Origin of the sequence: Streptomyces sp. NPDC050509, from assembly GCF_044457965.1 — a bacterium.
In the GTDB taxonomy this organism is placed as follows: Bacteria; Actinomycetota; Actinomycetes; order Streptomycetales; family Streptomycetaceae; genus Streptomyces.
Genome location: NZ_JBITHL010000009.1, coordinates 1 through 16,720, shown reverse-complemented (window position 1 = coordinate 16,720; position 16,720 = coordinate 1). Strand labels below are relative to the sequence as shown.

12 protein-coding genes and 1 pseudogene are annotated in these 16,720 nt (G+C 71.4%); 7 read left to right on the top strand and 6 right to left on the bottom strand.

The window, feature by feature from the left end; genetic code table 11:
• The first annotated feature begins 72 nt into the window (after positions 1-72).
• The gene (locus ACIBJC_RS25025) at positions 73-1,905 is read left to right on the top strand and encodes an NHL domain-containing thioredoxin family protein (RefSeq protein ID WP_399296081.1); all 1,833 of its coding nucleotides are present in this window, start codon (positions 73-75) and stop codon (positions 1,903-1,905) included.
• Between the two features lie 66 nt (positions 1,906-1,971).
• Here the strand turns inward: ACIBJC_RS25025 and ACIBJC_RS25020 are convergent, their stop codons facing one another.
• The 3 genes from ACIBJC_RS25020 to ACIBJC_RS25010 form a co-directional block, all read right to left on the bottom strand.
• On the bottom strand, positions 1,972-2,190 hold the full coding sequence (locus ACIBJC_RS25020) for a DUF6458 family protein (RefSeq protein WP_329822901.1): 219 nt from the start codon (positions 2,188-2,190) through the stop codon (positions 1,972-1,974).
• Between the two features lie 178 nt (positions 2,191-2,368).
• Positions 2,369-3,667: a M18 family aminopeptidase gene (locus ACIBJC_RS25015; protein ID WP_399296079.1), complete on the bottom strand. Its 1,299-nt coding sequence runs from the start codon at positions 3,665-3,667 to the stop codon at positions 2,369-2,371.
• 213 nt (positions 3,668-3,880) lie between these two features.
• Entirely contained in the window at positions 3,881-5,707 is a 1,827-nt protein-coding gene (locus ACIBJC_RS25010) for an acyl-CoA dehydrogenase (RefSeq protein ID WP_399296077.1), read from the bottom strand.
• A gap of 196 nt (positions 5,708-5,903) precedes the next feature.
• Between ACIBJC_RS25010 and ACIBJC_RS25005 the strand changes: the two genes are divergently transcribed.
• From ACIBJC_RS25005 to ACIBJC_RS24995, 3 genes are all read left to right on the top strand, one after another.
• Positions 5,904-6,380 carry an SseB family protein gene (locus tag ACIBJC_RS25005; protein WP_329822904.1) on the top strand — a complete coding sequence of 159 codons (477 nt, stop codon included), beginning with the start codon at positions 5,904-5,906 and terminating at the stop codon, positions 6,378-6,380.
• Between the two features lie 168 nt (positions 6,381-6,548).
• Positions 6,549-7,502 (top strand): pirin family protein, encoded by a 954-nt coding sequence (locus ACIBJC_RS25000; protein ID WP_399296075.1) that lies wholly within the window; start codon positions 6,549-6,551, stop codon positions 7,500-7,502.
• An 86-nt stretch (positions 7,503-7,588) separates the two neighbouring features.
• The gene (locus ACIBJC_RS24995; RefSeq protein ID WP_399296073.1) at positions 7,589-8,695 is read left to right on the top strand and encodes an AI-2E family transporter; all 1,107 of its coding nucleotides are present in this window, start codon (positions 7,589-7,591) and stop codon (positions 8,693-8,695) included.
• Here the strand turns inward: ACIBJC_RS24995 and ACIBJC_RS24990 are convergent.
• Positions 8,623-11,100, bottom strand: coding sequence for a SpoIIE family protein phosphatase (locus ACIBJC_RS24990; protein WP_399296071.1), 2,478 nt, complete (start codon positions 11,098-11,100; stop codon positions 8,623-8,625). The two genes, ACIBJC_RS24995 and ACIBJC_RS24990, sit on opposite strands and share 73 nt — an antisense overlap.
• Positions 11,101-11,255: 155 nt before the next feature.
• On the opposite strand from ACIBJC_RS24990, the gene aspS reads away from it, so the two are divergent.
• Positions 11,256-13,037 (top strand): aspartate--tRNA ligase, encoded by a 1,782-nt coding sequence (gene aspS / locus ACIBJC_RS24985; RefSeq protein WP_399296069.1) that lies wholly within the window; start codon positions 11,256-11,258, stop codon positions 13,035-13,037.
• Positions 13,038-13,147: 110 nt separating this feature from the next.
• On the opposite strand, the gene murJ is transcribed toward aspS, so the two are convergent.
• Both murJ and ACIBJC_RS24975 read right to left on the bottom strand, forming a co-directional pair.
• Positions 13,148-14,830, bottom strand: coding sequence for a murein biosynthesis integral membrane protein MurJ (gene murJ / locus ACIBJC_RS24980; protein ID WP_399296067.1), 1,683 nt, complete (start codon positions 14,828-14,830; stop codon positions 13,148-13,150).
• 52 nt (positions 14,831-14,882) lie between these two features.
• Positions 14,883-15,452 (bottom strand): DoxX family membrane protein, encoded by a 570-nt coding sequence (locus ACIBJC_RS24975; protein ID WP_399296065.1) that lies wholly within the window; start codon positions 15,450-15,452, stop codon positions 14,883-14,885.
• A 242-nt stretch (positions 15,453-15,694) separates the two neighbouring features.
• Here ACIBJC_RS24975 and ACIBJC_RS24970 point away from each other — a divergent pair, with 242 nt between their 5' ends.
• On the top strand, positions 15,695-16,165 hold the full coding sequence (locus ACIBJC_RS24970) for a MarR family winged helix-turn-helix transcriptional regulator (RefSeq protein ID WP_399296063.1): 471 nt from the start codon (positions 15,695-15,697) through the stop codon (positions 16,163-16,165).
• Between the two features lie 60 nt (positions 16,166-16,225).
• Positions 16,226-16,592, top strand: a pseudogene (locus ACIBJC_RS24965) (SigE family RNA polymerase sigma factor); the annotation flags it as partial.
• Between the last annotated feature and the right edge of the window lie 128 nt (positions 16,593-16,720).

Sequence of the window (16,720 nt, the reverse complement as noted above, 5' to 3'; positions counted from 1 at the left end):
GCCCGTCCTCTGCTGCGGGTGGTGCGGGTGTGCGGGTCGTGCGCGCCGGTCCGGGAGTGGCACCCTTGAATCATGAACGACGCGACCCCCGCCCCCTCCCGCCGCGCGCGCGTGCGCGCCCCCGAACTGATCGGCAAGGGCGGCTGGCTCAATACCGGCGACACCTCGTACACCCTCGCCGACCTGCGGGGACGCATCGTCATTCTCGACTTCTGGACGTTCTGCTGCATCAACTGCCTGCACGTCCTGGACGAGCTGCGGGAGCTGGAGGAGAAGCACCGGGACACCGTCGTGATCATCGGCGTCCACTCGCCGAAGTTCGTGCACGAGGCCGAGCACCAGGCCGTCGTCGACGCCGTCGAGCGGTACGAGGTGCACCACCCGGTCCTGGACGACCCCGAGCTGGCCACCTGGAAGCAGTACGCCGTACGGGCCTGGCCCACGCTCGTCGTGATCGACCCCGAGGGGTACGTCGTCGCGCAGCACGCCGGTGAGGGGCACGCGCACGCCCTCGCGAAGCTCGTGGAGGAGCTGGAGGCCGAGCACGCGGCCAAGGGGACGCTGCGGCGCGGGGACGGGCCGTATGTGCCGCCGGAGCCCGTCGCGACCGATCTGCGCTTCCCGGGCAAGGCGCTGGAGCTGCCCGGCGGCCGTCTCCTCGTCTCGGACTCGACCCGGCACCAGCTCGTGGAGCTGGACGCCGACGCGGAGACGGTCGTACGGCGGATCGGCAGTGGGCAGCGCGGCTTCGGCCCCGACGCGTTCAGCGAGCCGCAGGGGCTGGCGTCGCTGCCCGACGGGCGGGTGATCGTCGCGGACACCGTGAACCACGCGCTGCGTACGTACGACCCGGTCAGCGGTGCGATCGAGACCGTCGCCGGGACCGGCCGGCAGTGGTGGCAGGGGGCGCCGACCTCGGGCCCCGCCCTGGAGGTGGCCCTCTCCTCGCCGTGGGACGTCGCCTGGTGGGCGGACCGGGTGTGGATCGCGATGGCCGGGGTGCATCAGCTCTGGACGTACGACCCGGTCACCGGGACCGTCGAGGCCGCGGCCGGCACGACCAACGAGGGGCTGGTGGACGGGGACGCCGCCGAGGCGTGGTTCGCGCAGCCGTCCGGGCTCGCGGCGGCCGGGGACCGGCTGTGGATCGCGGACTCCGAGACCAGCGCGCTGCGGTACGTCGAGCGCGGCCCTGGCGCGGACGGTAGCGGGTTCGTGATCCGTACGGCCGTCGGCAGCGGGCTCTTCGACTTCGGGCACCGCGACGGCCCCGCCGCCCAGGCCCTGCTCCAGCACCCGCTGGGGGTCACCGCGCTGCCCGACGGCTCCGTCGCCGTCTGCGACACGTACAACCACGCGCTGCGCCGCTACGACCCGGCGACCGGCGAGGTGACGACGCTCGCCACCGATCTGCGCGAGCCGAGCGACGCCGTCCTGGTGGGCGAGGACATCGTCGTCGTCGAGTCCGCGCGGCACCGGCTGACGCGGCTGCGGCTGCCCGAGGAGGCGGTGCGCGTGGAGTCCGTCGCCCACCGCACGCAGCGGGCCGCGACCGAGGTCGCGCCGGGCGCGCTGCGGCTGGACGTCGTCTTCACGGCGCCGACCGGGCAGAAGCTGGACACGCGGTACGGCCCGTCCACCCGGCTGCTGGTCTCGGCGACCCCGCCGGAGCTGCTGCTGGAGGGCGGCGGCGCCGGTACGGATCTGGGCCGCGACCTGGTGCTGGCGCCGGATGTCACCGAGGGCGTGCTGCACGTGTCCGCGATGGCCGCCTCGTGCGACGACGACCCGCTGAACGAGTACCCGGCCTGCCATGTCCACCAGCAGGACTGGGGCGTTCCGGTCGTGGTCGGTGACGCGGGGACGTCCCGGCTCGGGCTCGTGCTCGCCGGTCTCGACGCGTAGCGCCGGCCGGAGCCCGTACGGGCGCAGGCCGTTCGGGCGGGCGTCGTACGGGCGCACGTCGTCCCGTCAGAAGCGCTCGTTCCGGTCCACCACCGTCGGTGCGACCGGGGTGACGATCGCCCTGCGCCGGCGCGCGATGCTGGTCATGACGGCCGTGCCGATGATGCCGACGGCCATCATGATCACGCCGACCAGGTCGAGGTTGACGCTGTCGAGTTCCCAGTCGGTCGCGAACGTGAGGATCGCGCCGACCGCGATGAGGGTGATGCATCCGCCTATGCCCATGGGGCCCGCCTCTTCACAGGAGTCGTGTCGTGCCGGGTGTCGGTCATGCATCGGGTACCCCTGACCGGAACAGGCATGCGGGCGGCGGCGGTTCGGTCCGTGGGGCGCTCCGGTCGCGGCCTCGGCGCCGGCCTCGGCGGGGCGCTCCGGCAGATACGCCCCCTGATCGGGCCGCTGATCAGCCCGCCAGGAACGCCACCAGCGCGTTCGCCAGGTGGTACGGGTCGTCCGCGCCGCACAGCTCGCGCGCGCTGTGCATCGACAGGATGGCGACGCCGATGTCGACGGTCTGGATACCGTGCCGGGCCGCGGTGATCGGGCCGATCGTCGTACCGCACGGCATCGCGTTGTTGGAGACGAACGTCTGCCACGGCACGCCCGCCTTCTCGCAGGCCTCGGCGAACACGGCCCGGCCGCTGCCGTCCGTCGCGTACCGCATGTTCACGTTGACCTTGAGGATCGGGCCGCCGTTGGCACGCGGGTGGTGCGTCGGGTCGTGGCGCTCGCCGTAGTTGGGGTGGACGGCGTGTCCCGTGTCCGACGACAGGCAGACCGTGCCGGCGAAGGCCCGCGCGCGGTCCTCGTACGTGCCCCCGCGGGCGAGCACCGAGCGCTCCAGGACCGTACCGAGCAGGGGGCCTTCGGCGCCGGTGTCCGACTGCGAGCCGTTCTCCTCGTGGTCGAAGGCGGCGAGGACCGGGATGTACGCCAGGGGCGTGCCGGAGTCCGTCGAGACCGCGGCCAGCGCCGCCGTCCCCGCGTGCACCGACAGCAGGTTGTCCATCCGCGGTCCTGCCACCAGCTCGCGGTCCCTGCCGAGGTACGAGGGCGCCTCGATGGCGTGCGGCATCAGGTCCCAGCCGGTGATCTCGTCGGCCTCGACGCCCAGTTCCTCCGCGACGAAGCGGATCAGATCGCCCTCCTCGGGCTCCCCGAGGCCCCAGATCGGCTGCATGTGCCGCTGTCTGTCCAGCTTCAGGCCGTCCGTGTTGACCGAACGGTCGAGGTGGACGGCGAGCTGCGGGACGCGCAGCAGCGCGCGGTCGACGTTGACCAGCCGGTGCGAACCGTCGCGCAGGGTGACCCGGCCGGCGAGCCCCAGATCGCGGTCGAGCCAGGTGTTGAGCAGCGTCCCGCCGTACACCTCGACGGCGATCTGGCGCCAGCCGTACGAGCCGGTGTCCGGCAGGGGCTTCACCCGCAGGTTCGGCGAGTCGGTGTGCGCGCCGACGATCCGGAACGGGGTGTGCGGCTCGGCGCCCTCCGGCACGAACCAGGCGATGAGCGCACCGCCGCGCACGACGTACCGGCCGCCCTTCGACCCGTCCCAGGCGTCCGTCTCCCGCACCTGCCGGAAGCCGGCCTTCTCCAGGCGCGCCGCGGCGTTCGCCACCGCGTGGTACGGCGACGGGCTGGCCGCGAGGTAGGACATGAGGTCGTCGGTGAGGCCGCGGTCGAAGCGGGTGGAAGTGCTCATGGGCCCAACCCTAACGACGAGGTCCGACACCGGCCCTGGCAGTGGCCGGGAGCGCCGCGCGCAGGGCACCTCCCGCGTGGTGTGCGCGGAGGTGCCCTGTCGATGGGGGCGGGCGGCGTCGCCCGGGGCCCGTGACCCGGAGCCCAGGGCCCGTGACCCGGAGCCCAGGGCCCGTGACCCGGAGCCCAGGGCCCGTGGCCCGGAGCCCCGGGCTCAGAACGCCGCCTCGTCCAGCTCCATCAGCGTGCTGTCGACCGACTCGGCGAGCGCCCGCTCCGTCGCGACGCCCGGCAGTACGTTCGCGGCGAAGAACTTGGCCGCCGCGATCTTGCCCTGGTAGAACGCCACGTCCTTGGACGCGGCCGTCTCCAGCTTCTCCGCGGCCACGGCGGCGCCGCGCAGCAGCAGGTAGCCGACGACCACGTCGCCCGAAGCCATCAGCAGGCGAGTGGTGTTGAGGCCGACCTTGTAGATGTTCTTGACGTCCTCGCCGGTGGCCGTGAGGTCGGCCAGCATCGCGCCGACGATCGCCTCCAGGTCACCGGCGGCCTTGGCGAGCGCCTCGCGGGCCGGGGCCAGCTCCGTACCGCCCGTGCCGACCGCGAGGAAGGTCTTGATCTCCTCGGAGAGGGTGTTCAGCGCCTGGCCCTGGTCGCGGACGATCTTCCGGAAGAAGTAGTCCTGGCCCTGGATCGCCGTCGTCCCCTCGTAGAGGGTGTCGATCTTGGCGTCCCGGATGTACTGCTCGACCGGGTACTCCTGGAGGTATCCGGAGCCGCCGAAGATCTGGAGCGCCTGCGCGAGCTGCTCGTACGACCGCTCGGAGCCGTACCCCTTCACGATGGGCAGCAGCAGGTCGTTGAGGCCGTGCAGCGCCTTCGTGGGCTCGCCCTCGGCCTCCTTGAACGCGATCTCGTCCTGCACCGAAGCCGTGTACATCACCAGGGAGCGCATGCCCTCCGCGTACGCCTTCTGCGTCATCAGCGAGCGGCGTACGTCGGGGTGGTGCGTGATGGTGACCTTGGGCGCGTTCTTGTCCATGAACTGCGCCAGGTCGGGGCCCTGGACGCGCTCCTTGGCGTACTCCAGCGCGTTCAGGTAACCGGTGGAGAGGGTGGCGATCGCCTTCGTGCCGACCATCATCCGCGCGAACTCGATGATGCGGAACATCTGGCGGATGCCCTCGTGCTTGTCGCCGATCAGCCAGCCCTTGGCGGGGTGGCGGTCGCCGAAGGTCAGCTCGCAGGTGTTGGACCCCTTGAGGCCCATCTTGTGCTCGACGTTCGTCGCGTAGACGCCGTTGCGCTCGCCCGGCTCGCCGGTCTCCCAGTCGAACTCGTACTTGGGCACGAGGAAGAGCGAGAGGCCCTTGGTGCCCGGTCCGGCTCCCTCGGGGCGGGCGAGGACGTAGTGGAGGATGTTCTCCGACATGTCGTGCTCACCGGAGGTGATGAAGCGCTTCACGCCCTCGATGTGCCAGGTGCCGTCCTCCTGCTCGACGGCCTTCGTGCGGCCCGCGCCGACGTCCGAGCCCGCGTCCGGCTCGGTGAGGACCATCGTGGAGCCCCACCGGCGCTCGACGGCGATCGCGGCGACCTTCTTCTGCGCGTCGTTGCCCTCGTCGTGCAGGACGCCGGCGAAGGCCGGGCCCGAGGAGTACATCCACACGGCGGGGTTGGCGCCGAGCAGCAGCTCCGCGTAGGCCCAGATCAGGGAGCGCGGGGAGGTCGTGCCGCCGATCTCCTCCGGCAGGCCCAGGCGCCAGTACTCGGAGTCCATGTAGGCCTGGTAGCTCTTCTTGAAGGCGGCCGGGACCGGCGCCGTGTTCGTCTGCGGGTCGAACACCGGCGGGGTGCGGTCGGCCTCGGCGAACGACTCGGCGAGGTCGTTCTCCGCGAGGCGGGTGACCTCTTCGAGGATGCTCCTGGCGGTCTCGACGTCCATCTCCGCGAACGGGCCCGTCCCGTACAGCTTGTCGCGCCCGAGGACCTCGAAGAGGTTGAACTCGATGTCGCGGAGATTCGACTTGTAGTGCCCCATGGCGACGACTCCGTAAGGATCGGGAAGGCGGAAAGGCAGGAGGCAGATCCCTCATGCGTATGCCAGTACCGGTTGGTAGCTACCGATGATGCTACCCATCGGTAATAAGATGCAACCCCGCGCCGGGGCCCGCGGGCGATGTGTGACGTGGTAGACGGGGATCCCAGGGGCGCCATTCCTCAGTACTCTTGCGTCCATGTACGGCTACGACCAGAACATGGGCGCTCAGCAGCAGTACGCGCACCCGCAGCAGCAGCCGATGGGTGGCGCCGGCGCGGGCGGGTACGCCGAGCAGCCGCTGTATCCGGAACCGTCGCCTCCGTCGCTCGGCGACGCCGTGCGGGCGTTCACGACGGGGTCGCTCCAGGCCGAGGACTTCCAGCAGATCTTCGCGACGTCGAAGGTCTACTGCCCGCGGGGTGACAACCCCGGGTTCCTGGCGCTGCACAACACGCAGCAGCCGGTGATCCCCATGTTCAGCACGCTCAAGGAGCTGCGGCGCTACGCGGGCAAGGAGTCGAAGTACTTCGTGATCACCGGGGCCGAGGTGATCGACCTGCTGCCGACGGGGTACGGCTTCGTGCTCGACATGGAGGGCGAGCACCGGATGGTGTTCGACGCGAAGGCGGTCGAGCAGATGGTGGACTTCGCGATGAGGCGCATGTACGGCTGAGCACGCCGTCTCCCGATCCTGACGAGGGCCCGTACCGCACCGGTACGGGCCCTTCTTCCGTCCGGAAGGCATCTGGAAGGCATCTGGAAGGCATCCGGGAATGCGGCACACCTTGCGAGATGTTCACTGTTCAACTAAATTGGTACAGGAGAGCCTGAGGAGGCCGTCATGCCCGCAGTGACCGTCGAAAACCCGCTGACCCTGCCCCGTGTGGCGGCTCCGGCCGACGCCGTGGCCCGTCCCGTGCTCGCCGTCACGACCGCGCCCGGCGGCTTCGAGGGCGAGGGATTCCCGGTGCGCCGCGCGTTCGCGGGGATCGACTACAAGCGCCTCGACCCCTTCATCATGATGGATCAGATGGGTGAGGTGGAGTACGCGCCGGGAGAGCCGAAGGGGACCCCCTGGCACCCGCACCGCGGCTTCGAGACGGTCACGTACATCATCGACGGGATATTCGACCACCAGGACAGCCAGGGCGGTGGCGGCACCATCACCAACGGCGACACCCAGTGGATGACGGCGGGCTCGGGCCTGCTGCACATCGAGGCGCCGCCGGAGTCGCTGGTCACCTCCGGCGGGCTGTTCCACGGCCTCCAGCTCTGGGTGAACCTGCCGGCCTCCGACAAGATGATGGACCCGCGCTACCAGGACATCCGCGGCGGCCAGGTCCAGCTTCTGACCTCGCCCGACGGCGGCGCGCTGCTGCGGGTCATCGCGGGCGCCCTGGACGGCCACGAGGGCCCCGGCGTCACCCACACCCCGATCACGATGATCCACGCCACGCTGCGGCCGGGCGCCGAGGTGACGCTGCCGTGGCGCGAGGACTTCAACGGTCTCGCGTACGTCCTGGCCGGGCGCGGCACGGTCGGCGCGGAGCGCCGTCCGGTCCACACCGGGCAGACGGCGGTCTTCGGCGCGGGCGGCTCGCTCACCGTACGGGCCGACGCGACGCAGGACGCGCACACGCCGGACCTGGAGGTCGTGCTCCTGGGCGGGCAGCCGATCAGGGAGCCGATGGCGCACTACGGCCCGTTCGTGATGAACAGTCACGCCGAGCTGAAGCAGGCCTTCGAGGACTTCCAGGCGGGCCGCCTCGGTACGGTCCCGGCGGAACGCGCGTAGGTTCTTCCGTTCGCCCGGGTGACGGTGCGTCACCCGGGCGGTGGGCAGCGCAGGACAAGCCCGCCCGGCCGTGGTCGGCTGGGAGCGTGCAGACGCCGCCGAACCCCCTCCTCCCCGAGAGCGCCCGGCGCCTCGCCGCGTGGTGCGGGGTCGCGCTGCTGGTCTCCGGGGTGGGGGCCGTCGCGATCTGGCTGTGTGTCACCTTCAAGACGGCCGTCACCCCCGTCCTGCTCGCCCTTCTCGGCACCGCGCTGCTCGGCCCGCTCTACCGCCGGCTGATCGCGCTGCGGCTCAACGCGTCGCTCGCCTCCGCGCTGACCTGTGTCGCCATCGTGGGCGTGGTGGGCGGCGCCGCGTACATCGTCGTCAGCGCGCTCGTCGACACCGGGGACCAGATCGTCGCCTCGCTGCGCCAGGCGGGCCAGGAGGTGAGCAAGCACTTCGGCGGGGCCGCCGGGACCTCGCTGGAGGACCTGGCGAAGAACGCCAAGGACCTCGTCGGGAAGTTCGGTGCCACCGCCGCCTCCGGGGTGCTCACCGGCATCAGCGTGGTCGGGGAGCTGATCGCCACCGCCGTCCTCGCCCTGCTGCTGGTCTTCTTCTTCCTGCGGGACTCCTCCCGGGCGGCCCGCGCGCTCCGGGTGTTCGCCCCGGGAGCGGCCGGGCGGGCCGTCGAGGCGATGGGGCGCCGCGCCTTCGGGGCCGTCGAGGGGTTCATGCGCGGGACGACCCTGATCGCGCTCATCGACGCGATCTGCATCACCGTCGGCCTGCTGATCCTGCGGGTGCCCGGCGCGGTCGGGCTGGGGGCGCTGGTCTTCGTCGGCGCGTACATCCCGTACCTCGGTGCCCTGATCTCCGGCGCCGTCGCCGTGCTGGTCGCCCTGGTCGACCGGGGGTGGGTGATCGGGCTCTGGGCGCTCGGGGTGGTGCTCGCCGTCCAGGTGCTGGAGGGGCATCTGCTCCAGCCGATGATCCAGAGCCGTACGGTGCAGATGCATCCCGCCGTGGTGATGCTGGCGATCACGGCGGGCGCGAGCGTCGCCGGGATTCTGGGCATGCTGCTGGCCGTACCGCTGACGGCCGCCGCGTTCGGGGTGCTCTCCGAGGTGCGGAAACGTTACGCCGCGGACTCCTCCACCGGATCCGACGGTCCGGACGGTACCGCCGCCCCGCCTCCGCCGTCCTCGTAGAGCTCGAACCAGGTGCACTTCCCCTCGCCCCGCGGGTCCACCCCCCACGCGTCCGCCAGGATCTCCAGCAGCACCAGCCCCCGCCCGCTGGACGCCAGCTCGCCGGGGCGCCGGCGGTGCGGCAGGTCGTCGCTGGTGTCCGCGACCTCGATCCGCAGCCGGCGCGCTCCGTGCTCGCCCCGCGCCTCCGCGACCAGCAGCGCGTCCCCGTCCGTGTGGACGAGCACGTTGGTCAGTATCTCGGAGACCATCAGCTCCGCCGAGTCGACCTGCTCGGGGTCCGCCCAGTCGTGCAGCAGATCGCGGAGCTGGCGCCGGGCGCCCGCGATCCGCTCCGGTTCGGCCTGCGCGATGGTGAGCGCGGTCCTGCGGGCGGGCGTCCTGGCGGTACGGGAGGCCGCGCCGTCCCGGTCGCGGGAGAGCAGCAGGAGCGCGATGTCGTCCTCGCGGCGGTCGGCGAGCGGCCCGGTCGTGTAGTACGAGGTGGGGCCGTGCACGGCCTGGACCAGGGCGTCCGCGAGCTTCTCCAGCGCGGCGGCGCCGTCGATGCCCGCAGGGAGAGCTTCCGGGAGCGCTTCTGCCGGGTCGCCCGCCTCCGTACGGCCCTCCCCGGTGCGGTCCTCTCCCGTACGGCCTTTTCCCGTACGGCCCTCTCCCGACGCACCGCCGTCCGACGCGCCGTCATCCGACTCGCCGTCGTCCGGTGCGCGCCGTACGCCGTCCCGCAGGGGCTCCTCCAGTACGGGGCGCAGTCGCTCCCAGCCCGTCGCGAGATCGTGTCCGCCCGTCTCGATCAGCCCGTCCGTGCAGAGCATCAGCAGCTCGCCGGGGCCGAGCTGGAGCCGGGTCGTCGGATAGTCGGAGTCGGCCTCGATCCCGAGGGGCAGCCCGCCCGCGGTCTGCCGGATGACCGCCGTGCCGTCGGCGGTACGGATCACCGGGTCCGGATGGCCGGCGCGGGCGATGTCGAGGGTGCCCGTCTCCGGGTCGACCTCCAGGTAGAGGCAGGTCGCGAAGCGGGGCCCGGCCAGGGCGTCGGGACCGCTGTCGGAGCCCGCGGTCCCCGGGAACAGCCCGGCCGGGGCGCCGGGCTCGCCGGCCGGGCTGCCGCCGGAGGCGCCGTCCTGCCCCGGGTGGTGCTGGAGTCCGGCGAGGAAGCGGGACGCGCGGGAGAGCACCGCGTCCGGGCGGTGCCCCTCGGCGGCGTACGCCCGCAGCGCGATCCTGAGCTGGCCCATCAGGCCGGCCGCGTGGACGTCATGGCCCTGCACGTCCCCGATGACCAGTGCGAAGCGTCCGCCCGACCGGTCGCCGCCCCGTCCGTCCGGCAGCGGGATCATGTCGTACCAGTCGCCGCCCACCTGGAGGCCGCCGCCGGTCGGCACGTACCGCGCCGCCACCGTCATCCCCGGGATCTCGGGCCCCAGCCGCGGCATCATCGAGCGCTGGAGGCCGATCGACAGTTCGCGTTCGGACTCGGCGACGCCCGCGCGGGCCAGGGCCTGCGCGAGCATGCGCGCGACCGTGGTCAGCACGGAGCGTTCGTCCGGGGAGAAGGCGACCCGGTGTTTGAAGGCCGCCATCCAGGTGCCGAGGGTGCGGCCCGCCACGACCAGTGGGACGAACGCCCAGGAGCTGCGGTCGAAGCGCTGGACGTACTGCCAGGTGGCGGGGTACTCCCGCTCGTACGCCTCGGGTGTCGGCAGATAGACGGCGCGGCCGGTCCTGACGACCTCGGCGGCCGGATAGTCCGTGTCGAGCGACATCTCCTCGAAGGGGCCCACGTCCCCGGCGTCGTGCCCGTGGTGCCCGATGATCCGCAGCCGCTGCCCCGAGGGGCCGCCGGTGAGGCCCCCGGAGACGCCGAAGACCGCCAGTCCGTCCGGCGAGAACCCGGGCATGGAGAGGGACGCGGCGACCCGCAGGACCTCGGCGGTGGAGCGCGCCTCGGCCAGCGCGCGCCCCGCGTCCAGCAGGAACGCCTCGCGGGAGCGGCGCCAGTCGCCGGTGATGGAGCTGCCCTCGACGGCGGTGCCGGGGCGGGGCTCGCTGACCTCCTGGACCGTACCGAACAGTTCGAATTCCTCGTCGCCGTCCGGTCTGCTGGTGACGACGGGCTTGGCGCGGCTCCGTACCGTACGGACGACCCGGCCGTCGCCGTCCATCACGCGCAGCCGGACCTCGGCGAGGGTGGACTCGGCGACGGCGAGGCGTACGACGCCCTCGATCTCGTTCCAGTCGACGGGGTGGAGCCGGGCGCGGACGGCGGCCTTCGTGGTCTCCAGGGGCTCGGCGGGCCAGCCGAAGAGCCGGGCGGCCTCGGCGTCGAGGGTGACCGATCCGGAGATCAGGTCCCAGCGCCACAGGCCGGTGCCGATCGCGGTCAGGACATCCTCGGTTCGCATTGTCCCACTTTATGAATATGTGCGGAGCGAACGCCACTGAGGGCGGTGTCGGACACGGGCGGTAGCCTGTTATGGCCAAACGAGTTTTCCCGAATTGGGTTGGCCAACAGGTGGCGCCCACTCCACTCCGACTGCCAAGACTGGATGAAACGACGATGCACCGGTACAGGTCCCACACCTGCGGCCAGCTCCGCGCCTCTGACGTCGGCGCCGACGTCCGGCTGAGCGGCTGGCTGCACAATCGCCGAGACCTGGGCGGCATCCTCTTCATCGATCTCCGTGACCACTACGGTCTGGTGCAGCTCGTCGCCCGCCCCGGCACGCCCGCCAACGAGGAGCTGTCCAAGCTCACCAAGGAGACCGTCGTCCGTATCGACGGCAAGGTCTCCGCGCGCGGTGCGGAGAACGTGAACCCGGAGCTGCCGACCGGCGAGATCGAGATCGAGGTCTCCGAGGTCGAGATCCTCGGCGCGGCCGGGCCCCTGCCGTTCACGGTCAACGCGGAGGACGGCGTCAACGAGGAGCGGCGCCTGGAGTACCGCTTCCTCGACCTGCGCCGCGAGCGCATGCACCGCAACATCCTGCTGCGTACGGCCGTGGTCTCCGCGATCCGGCACAAGATGACCGCCCTCGGCTTCAACGAGATGGCGACCCCGATCCTCACCGCGACCTCCCCCGAGGGCGCGCGCGACTTCGTCGTCCCCTCGCGGCTGAACCCGGGCAGGTTCTACGCGCTGCCGCAGGCGCCGCAGCAGTTCAAGCAGCTCCTGATGATCTCGGGCTTCGACCGTTACTTCCAGATCGCGCCCTGCTTCCGCGACGAGGACGCGCGCGCGGACCGCTCGCCGGGCGAGTTCTACCAGCTCGACGTCGAGATGAGCTTCGTCGAGCAGGAGGACGTCTTCCGGCCGATCGAGAAGCTCATGACGGAGCTGTTCGAGGAGTTCGGCGGCGGCCGGCACGTCACCTCGCCGTTCCCGCGGATCCCGTTCCGCGAGTCCATGCTGAAGTACGGCAACGACAAGCCCGACCTGCGCGCCCAGCTCGAACTGGTCGACATCTCGGACGTCTTCGAGGGCTCCGAGTTCAAGGCGTTCGCGGGCAAACACGTCCGGGCCCTGCCGGTGCCGGACACCGCCGGACAGTCCCGGAAGTTCTTCGACGGCCTCGGTGAGTACGCGGTCGAGCACGGCGCGAAGGGCCTCGCCTGGGTCCGGGTCGGCGAGGACGGGTCGCTGGCAGGCCCGATCGCCAAGTTCCTGACGGAGACGGACGTCAAGGTCCTCACGGAGCGGCTGGCGCTGGTCCCGGGACACGCGGTCTTCTTCGGCGCGGGCGCCTTCGACGAGGTCTCCAAGATCATGAGCGCGGTGCGCGTCGAGGCCGCCAAGCGCGCGGGGCACTTCGAGGAGGGCGTCTTCCGGTTCTGTTGGATCGTCGACTTCCCGATGTACGAGAAGGACGAGGAGACCGGGAAGATCGACTTCTCGCACAACCCGTTCTCGATGCCCCAGGGCGGCCTGGACGACCTGGAGTCGAAGGACCCGCTGGACATCCTGGCGTGGCAGTACGACATCGTCTGCAACGGCATCGAGCTGTCGTCCGGCGCGATCCGTAACCACGAACCGGAGCTGATGATCAAGGCGTTCGAGATCGCGGGCTACGACCGGGAGACCGTGGAGCACGAATTCGCGGGCATGCTCAAGGCCTTCCGCCTCGGCGCCCCGCCGCACGGCGGCATCGCCCCGGGCGTGGACCGGATCGTCATGCTGCTGGCGGACGAGCCGAACATCCGCGAGACGATCGCCTTCCCGCTCAACGGCAACGCGCAGGACCTGATGATGGGCGCGCCGACGGAGCTGGACGAGACGCGGCTGCGCGAGCTGAACATCGCGCTCCGCAAGCCGGTGACGAAGTCGGCGAAGCCGTCGGAGTAACGGCACCCGCTCCCCGCGTACCGCCTCGTGTCCCGCCCTTCGCACTGCCGAGGGGCGGGACGCGGTGTTTCCACCCCTGGACGTCGGCGTCGGCCGGACCGACGACCGGTCTACCGCATCCCGGGCAGGCGCCGCAGCTCGCTGATCTTCATCAACCGGGCGAGGAGGAGGTAGACCAGCGCCGTCGTGAGCGTCCCCGCTGCCAGCGCGACGGCGGTGGGCCACGTCCCGGTCCCCGACCCGGCGCACGCACGGGCGGCCAGCCAGCCCAGCCCCGCGGCCGGGACGGCGGCGCACAGCAGTTTCCCGTACGTACGGCGCAGGGCTCCGTCATCGATACGGCCGCCCACCCTCCTGCGCAGCAGAGACGCGGTGAGCGCGAGGCCGGCCACGTAGGAGAGGGTGTAGGCCCCCGCCATGCCGACCACGGCCCAGCGAGTCGGCAGCAGCAGATGGCAGGCGGTGGCCAGGGCGATGTTCACCCCGGCGATCCAGGAGGCCATGAGGAACGGGGTACGCGTGTCCTCGAAGGCGTAGAAGCCGCGCAGCAGCAGGTACTGGGCGGAGAACGGAATGAGCCCCAGCCCGAACGCCTGCAGCATGTAGCCCATCGGACGGACCGAGGCGGCATCCGCCGCTCCGTGCGCGAACACCAGAGTGGCGATCTGCGGCCCGAACGCGACGAAGAACAGGGCGGCGGGGACGATGACGACGCCGCTGGCGCGCAGGGCCCGGGAGAGGTCCGCGCGCAGATCCGTCATCCGGCCTTCGGCGGCGGCCCGGCTCATGCGGGGCAGCAGCGCCGTCACCAGGGACACGGTCACGATCGACTGCGGCAGCAGCCAGATGGTCTGCGCGTAGGTGTACGCCGAGTAGCCCGCTCCGGCGTGGGGAAGCTTCTGGTCGGCGGCGTTGGCGTAGTTCGTCACGACGGTCAGGGCGACCTGGTTGGCCAGGACGAACAACAGGGTCCACTTCGCCGCGTGGACGCTCCTGCCGAGTCCGGTGCCCCGCCAGTCGAACCGCGGCCGGAACCGGAAACCCGCCGCTCGCGCGAAGGGGATCAGCGCCAGGGCCTGCAAGGCGATGCCTGCCGTGGTTCCGATCCCCAGCAGGCGGACCTGGTCGGCCGTGATGTCCTCGACCCGGGCGGGGATCGTCATCAGCCCCAGATAGGCGGCGAACATGCCGACCAGGACGACGTTGTTCAGCACCGGCGTCCACATCATCGCGCCGAATTTCTCACGGGCGTTCAGAACCTGCCCGTAGATGCCGAACAGGCCGTAGAAGAAGATCTGCGGCAGCAGAAACCTCGCGAACGTCACCGTCAGCTCGAACGCCTCATGGCTGCCCGGGGTGTCCCGCATGTACAGCCCGACGATCCCCGGCGCCGCCCAGACCGCCAGGGCCGTACCCACCCCCAGCACGCAGACGACGAGCGTGACCAGACGCTGCTCGTAGGCCCGCCCGCCGTCGGGCTCCGTCGTGCGGGCGCGCACCAACTGCGGTACCAGTACGGCGTTGAGCGCCCCGCCGATCAACAGCGTGTACAGGCTCGTCGGCACCGTGTTCGCCGTGTTGTACGTACTGGCCAGCAGGCCCGTCCCCAGCGCTGCCGCCTGCAGCACCTGACGGATCAGGCCCGTCGCCCGCGACACCACCGTGCCGAGAGCCATCAGCAGGGACGAACGTGCCAGACCGCCCTTGTCCTTCTTCCCCCGGACGGCACGCCGCCCCTTTGTCCGCTGCTCGGGCACCACAGCGCGTAGTTCGGCCTTCGCCCCCTCAACCATGCGGCCAACCTAGCGCCCCAAGATCTCCGGCCCGAACGCCGAACGCGGCTGCCTACTTGCGCAGCAGCAGGGTGAGGCCCGCCACCAGCAGGCCCAGGGCCACCGCCGATGCGCCGTAGGCCAAGCGGTGGGACTTCAGGCCGGGGAGGAGGCGGTCGACGGCGATGCGGCCGGGGCCGGTGAGGGCCAGGGCGGCGGCGCCCGCGGTGAGCAGGATCTCGTATTCGATGCCGGTCGGGGCGAAGAAGCTGCCGGTGCCCTTGACGGCGAGGGCGTTGACCATCGTGCCGACCACGGCCGCGCCCATCAGCGGCGTGAGCAGGCCGATGGCCAGGCCGAGGCCGCCGAGGGTCTCGGTCACTCCGGCGACGACGGCGAACGCCTTGCCGGAGGGGTAGCCGCTCGCCGTGAAGAACGCGCCGGTGCCGTCCAGGCCGCCGCCGCCGAACCAGCCGAAGAGCTTCTGGCTGCCGTGCGCGGCCATCGTCAGGCCGAGGACGACGCGGAGCAGCAGGAGGCCGATGTCGTAGGCGTGGGGTGTGGAGGCGTGGGCCCGGTCTCCGGGGGCGGAGCCGGGGCGGGACAGCGGGGCGAGGGTGGGGGTGCTGGTGGGGGAGGGCATGAGTGCGTTCTCTCCTGGCGGGTGAAGGGGGTGAAGGGGGTGGGGGCCGCTTCGGTGGGGCCGTTCCGTGCCTGGCTCCGGTGAGCCCGTGAGTCGTAAGTCGTGAGCCCGTGGAGCCGTGGACCCGGAGGCATGAGCTCGACGAGTTTTTCTTGAAAGTTTAAGCAAAGGCTCGCGTTTTCGACCGTACACAGTGATTTGAATTTGAACAACCGGGGTCGCCGGAGCCTAGGATGAACGCCATGGACGAACCCCGCTGGCTGGACGAGCACGAGATGGCCGCGTGGCGCGGGTTCATCGCCGCCGGCATCCTCCTGGAGCGCCGCCTCGACCAGCAGCTCAAGGAGGACGCGGGCCTCTCCCATCCGCAGTACGAGATCCTGTCGCGCCTCGGCGACGCGCCCGGCGGCGAGCTGCGTATGAGCGGACTGGCGGATCTGCTGCTCACCTCGAAGAGCGGCCTCACCTACCAGGTCGGACAACTGGAGAAGGCCGGTCTCGTCAGCCGCCGCGCCTGCTCCTCCGACGTACGCGGTGTCGTCGCCGCCCTCACCGACGCGGGCCGCGAGCGGCTGCGCGCCTCCGCCCCCGGGCATGTCGCGCTCGTCCGCGAACTGCTCATCGACGTCCTCGACCGCGACCAGCTCGCCGCTCTCGCCGACAGCCTCGGCACGGTCAGCCGGAGGCTGACGAGAGGAACGGACGCAACCTGATCGGTGTCCCATCGCGTTCCACTGACGTGAGGGATCGAACAGGATGGCGAGGGCGGGCCGATGGATCCGGGCGACGGCGACTTCGAGGCGTTCGTCACGGCCCGGGGGCCCCGGCTGCTGCGCGTGGCGTGGCTGCTCACCGGGGACGCGCATCTCGCGGAGGACCTGCTCCAGAGCGCGCTCGCGAAGGTCTGGCAAGTGGCCCCGGATAGCGGCCGAACAGCCGGAGGCGTACGTACGCAAGGCGATGGTGCACCTGCACGCCTCCCGGTGGCGGCGGCGCTGGCGCGGGGAGCTGCCGTACGGCGAACTCCCGGACGCGGCCGGGCCGTCCGACGCGTACGCGGGGGTGGACCTGGAGCAGTCGCTGGCGGCGGCCGTACGGTCCCTGCCGGTGCGGCAGCGGGCGGTCGTCGTGCTCCGCTACCGGGACTAATCGCAGGGCACCGGGCTTTGGCCGGGTGGTGAAGTGATTCTCAGAAGTGTTCTGACTTGCAGGCTAGAGCGGGCGATTCTGCTGCTCGATGTACTGACGGACCATCGACAGCGGAGGCC

Bases quoted from the DNA above. Each gene is read 5' to 3' on its own strand.
- ACIBJC_RS25025 (WP_399296081.1), top strand. From the start codon at position 73: ATGAACGACGCGACCCCCGCCCCCTCCCGCCGCGCGCGCGTGCGCGCC.
- ACIBJC_RS25020 (WP_329822901.1), bottom strand. From the start codon at position 2,190: ATGGGCATAGGCGGATGCATCACCCTCATCGCGGTCGGCGCGATCCTC.
- ACIBJC_RS25015 (WP_399296079.1), bottom strand. From the start codon at position 3,667: ATGAGCACTTCCACCCGCTTCGACCGCGGCCTCACCGACGACCTCATG.
- ACIBJC_RS25010 (WP_399296077.1), bottom strand. From the start codon at position 5,707: ATGGGGCACTACAAGTCGAATCTCCGCGACATCGAGTTCAACCTCTTC.
- ACIBJC_RS25005 (WP_329822904.1), top strand. From the start codon at position 5,904: ATGTACGGCTACGACCAGAACATGGGCGCTCAGCAGCAGTACGCGCAC.
- ACIBJC_RS25000 (WP_399296075.1), top strand. From the start codon at position 6,549: ATGCCCGCAGTGACCGTCGAAAACCCGCTGACCCTGCCCCGTGTGGCG.
- ACIBJC_RS24990 (WP_399296071.1), bottom strand. From the start codon at position 11,100: ATGCGAACCGAGGATGTCCTGACCGCGATCGGCACCGGCCTGTGGCGC.
- aspS (WP_399296069.1), top strand. From the start codon at position 11,256: ATGCACCGGTACAGGTCCCACACCTGCGGCCAGCTCCGCGCCTCTGAC.
- murJ (WP_399296067.1), bottom strand. From the start codon at position 14,830: ATGGTTGAGGGGGCGAAGGCCGAACTACGCGCTGTGGTGCCCGAGCAG.
- ACIBJC_RS24975 (WP_399296065.1), bottom strand. From the start codon at position 15,452: ATGCCCTCCCCCACCAGCACCCCCACCCTCGCCCCGCTGTCCCGCCCC.
- ACIBJC_RS24970 (WP_399296063.1), top strand. From the start codon at position 15,695: ATGGACGAACCCCGCTGGCTGGACGAGCACGAGATGGCCGCGTGGCGC.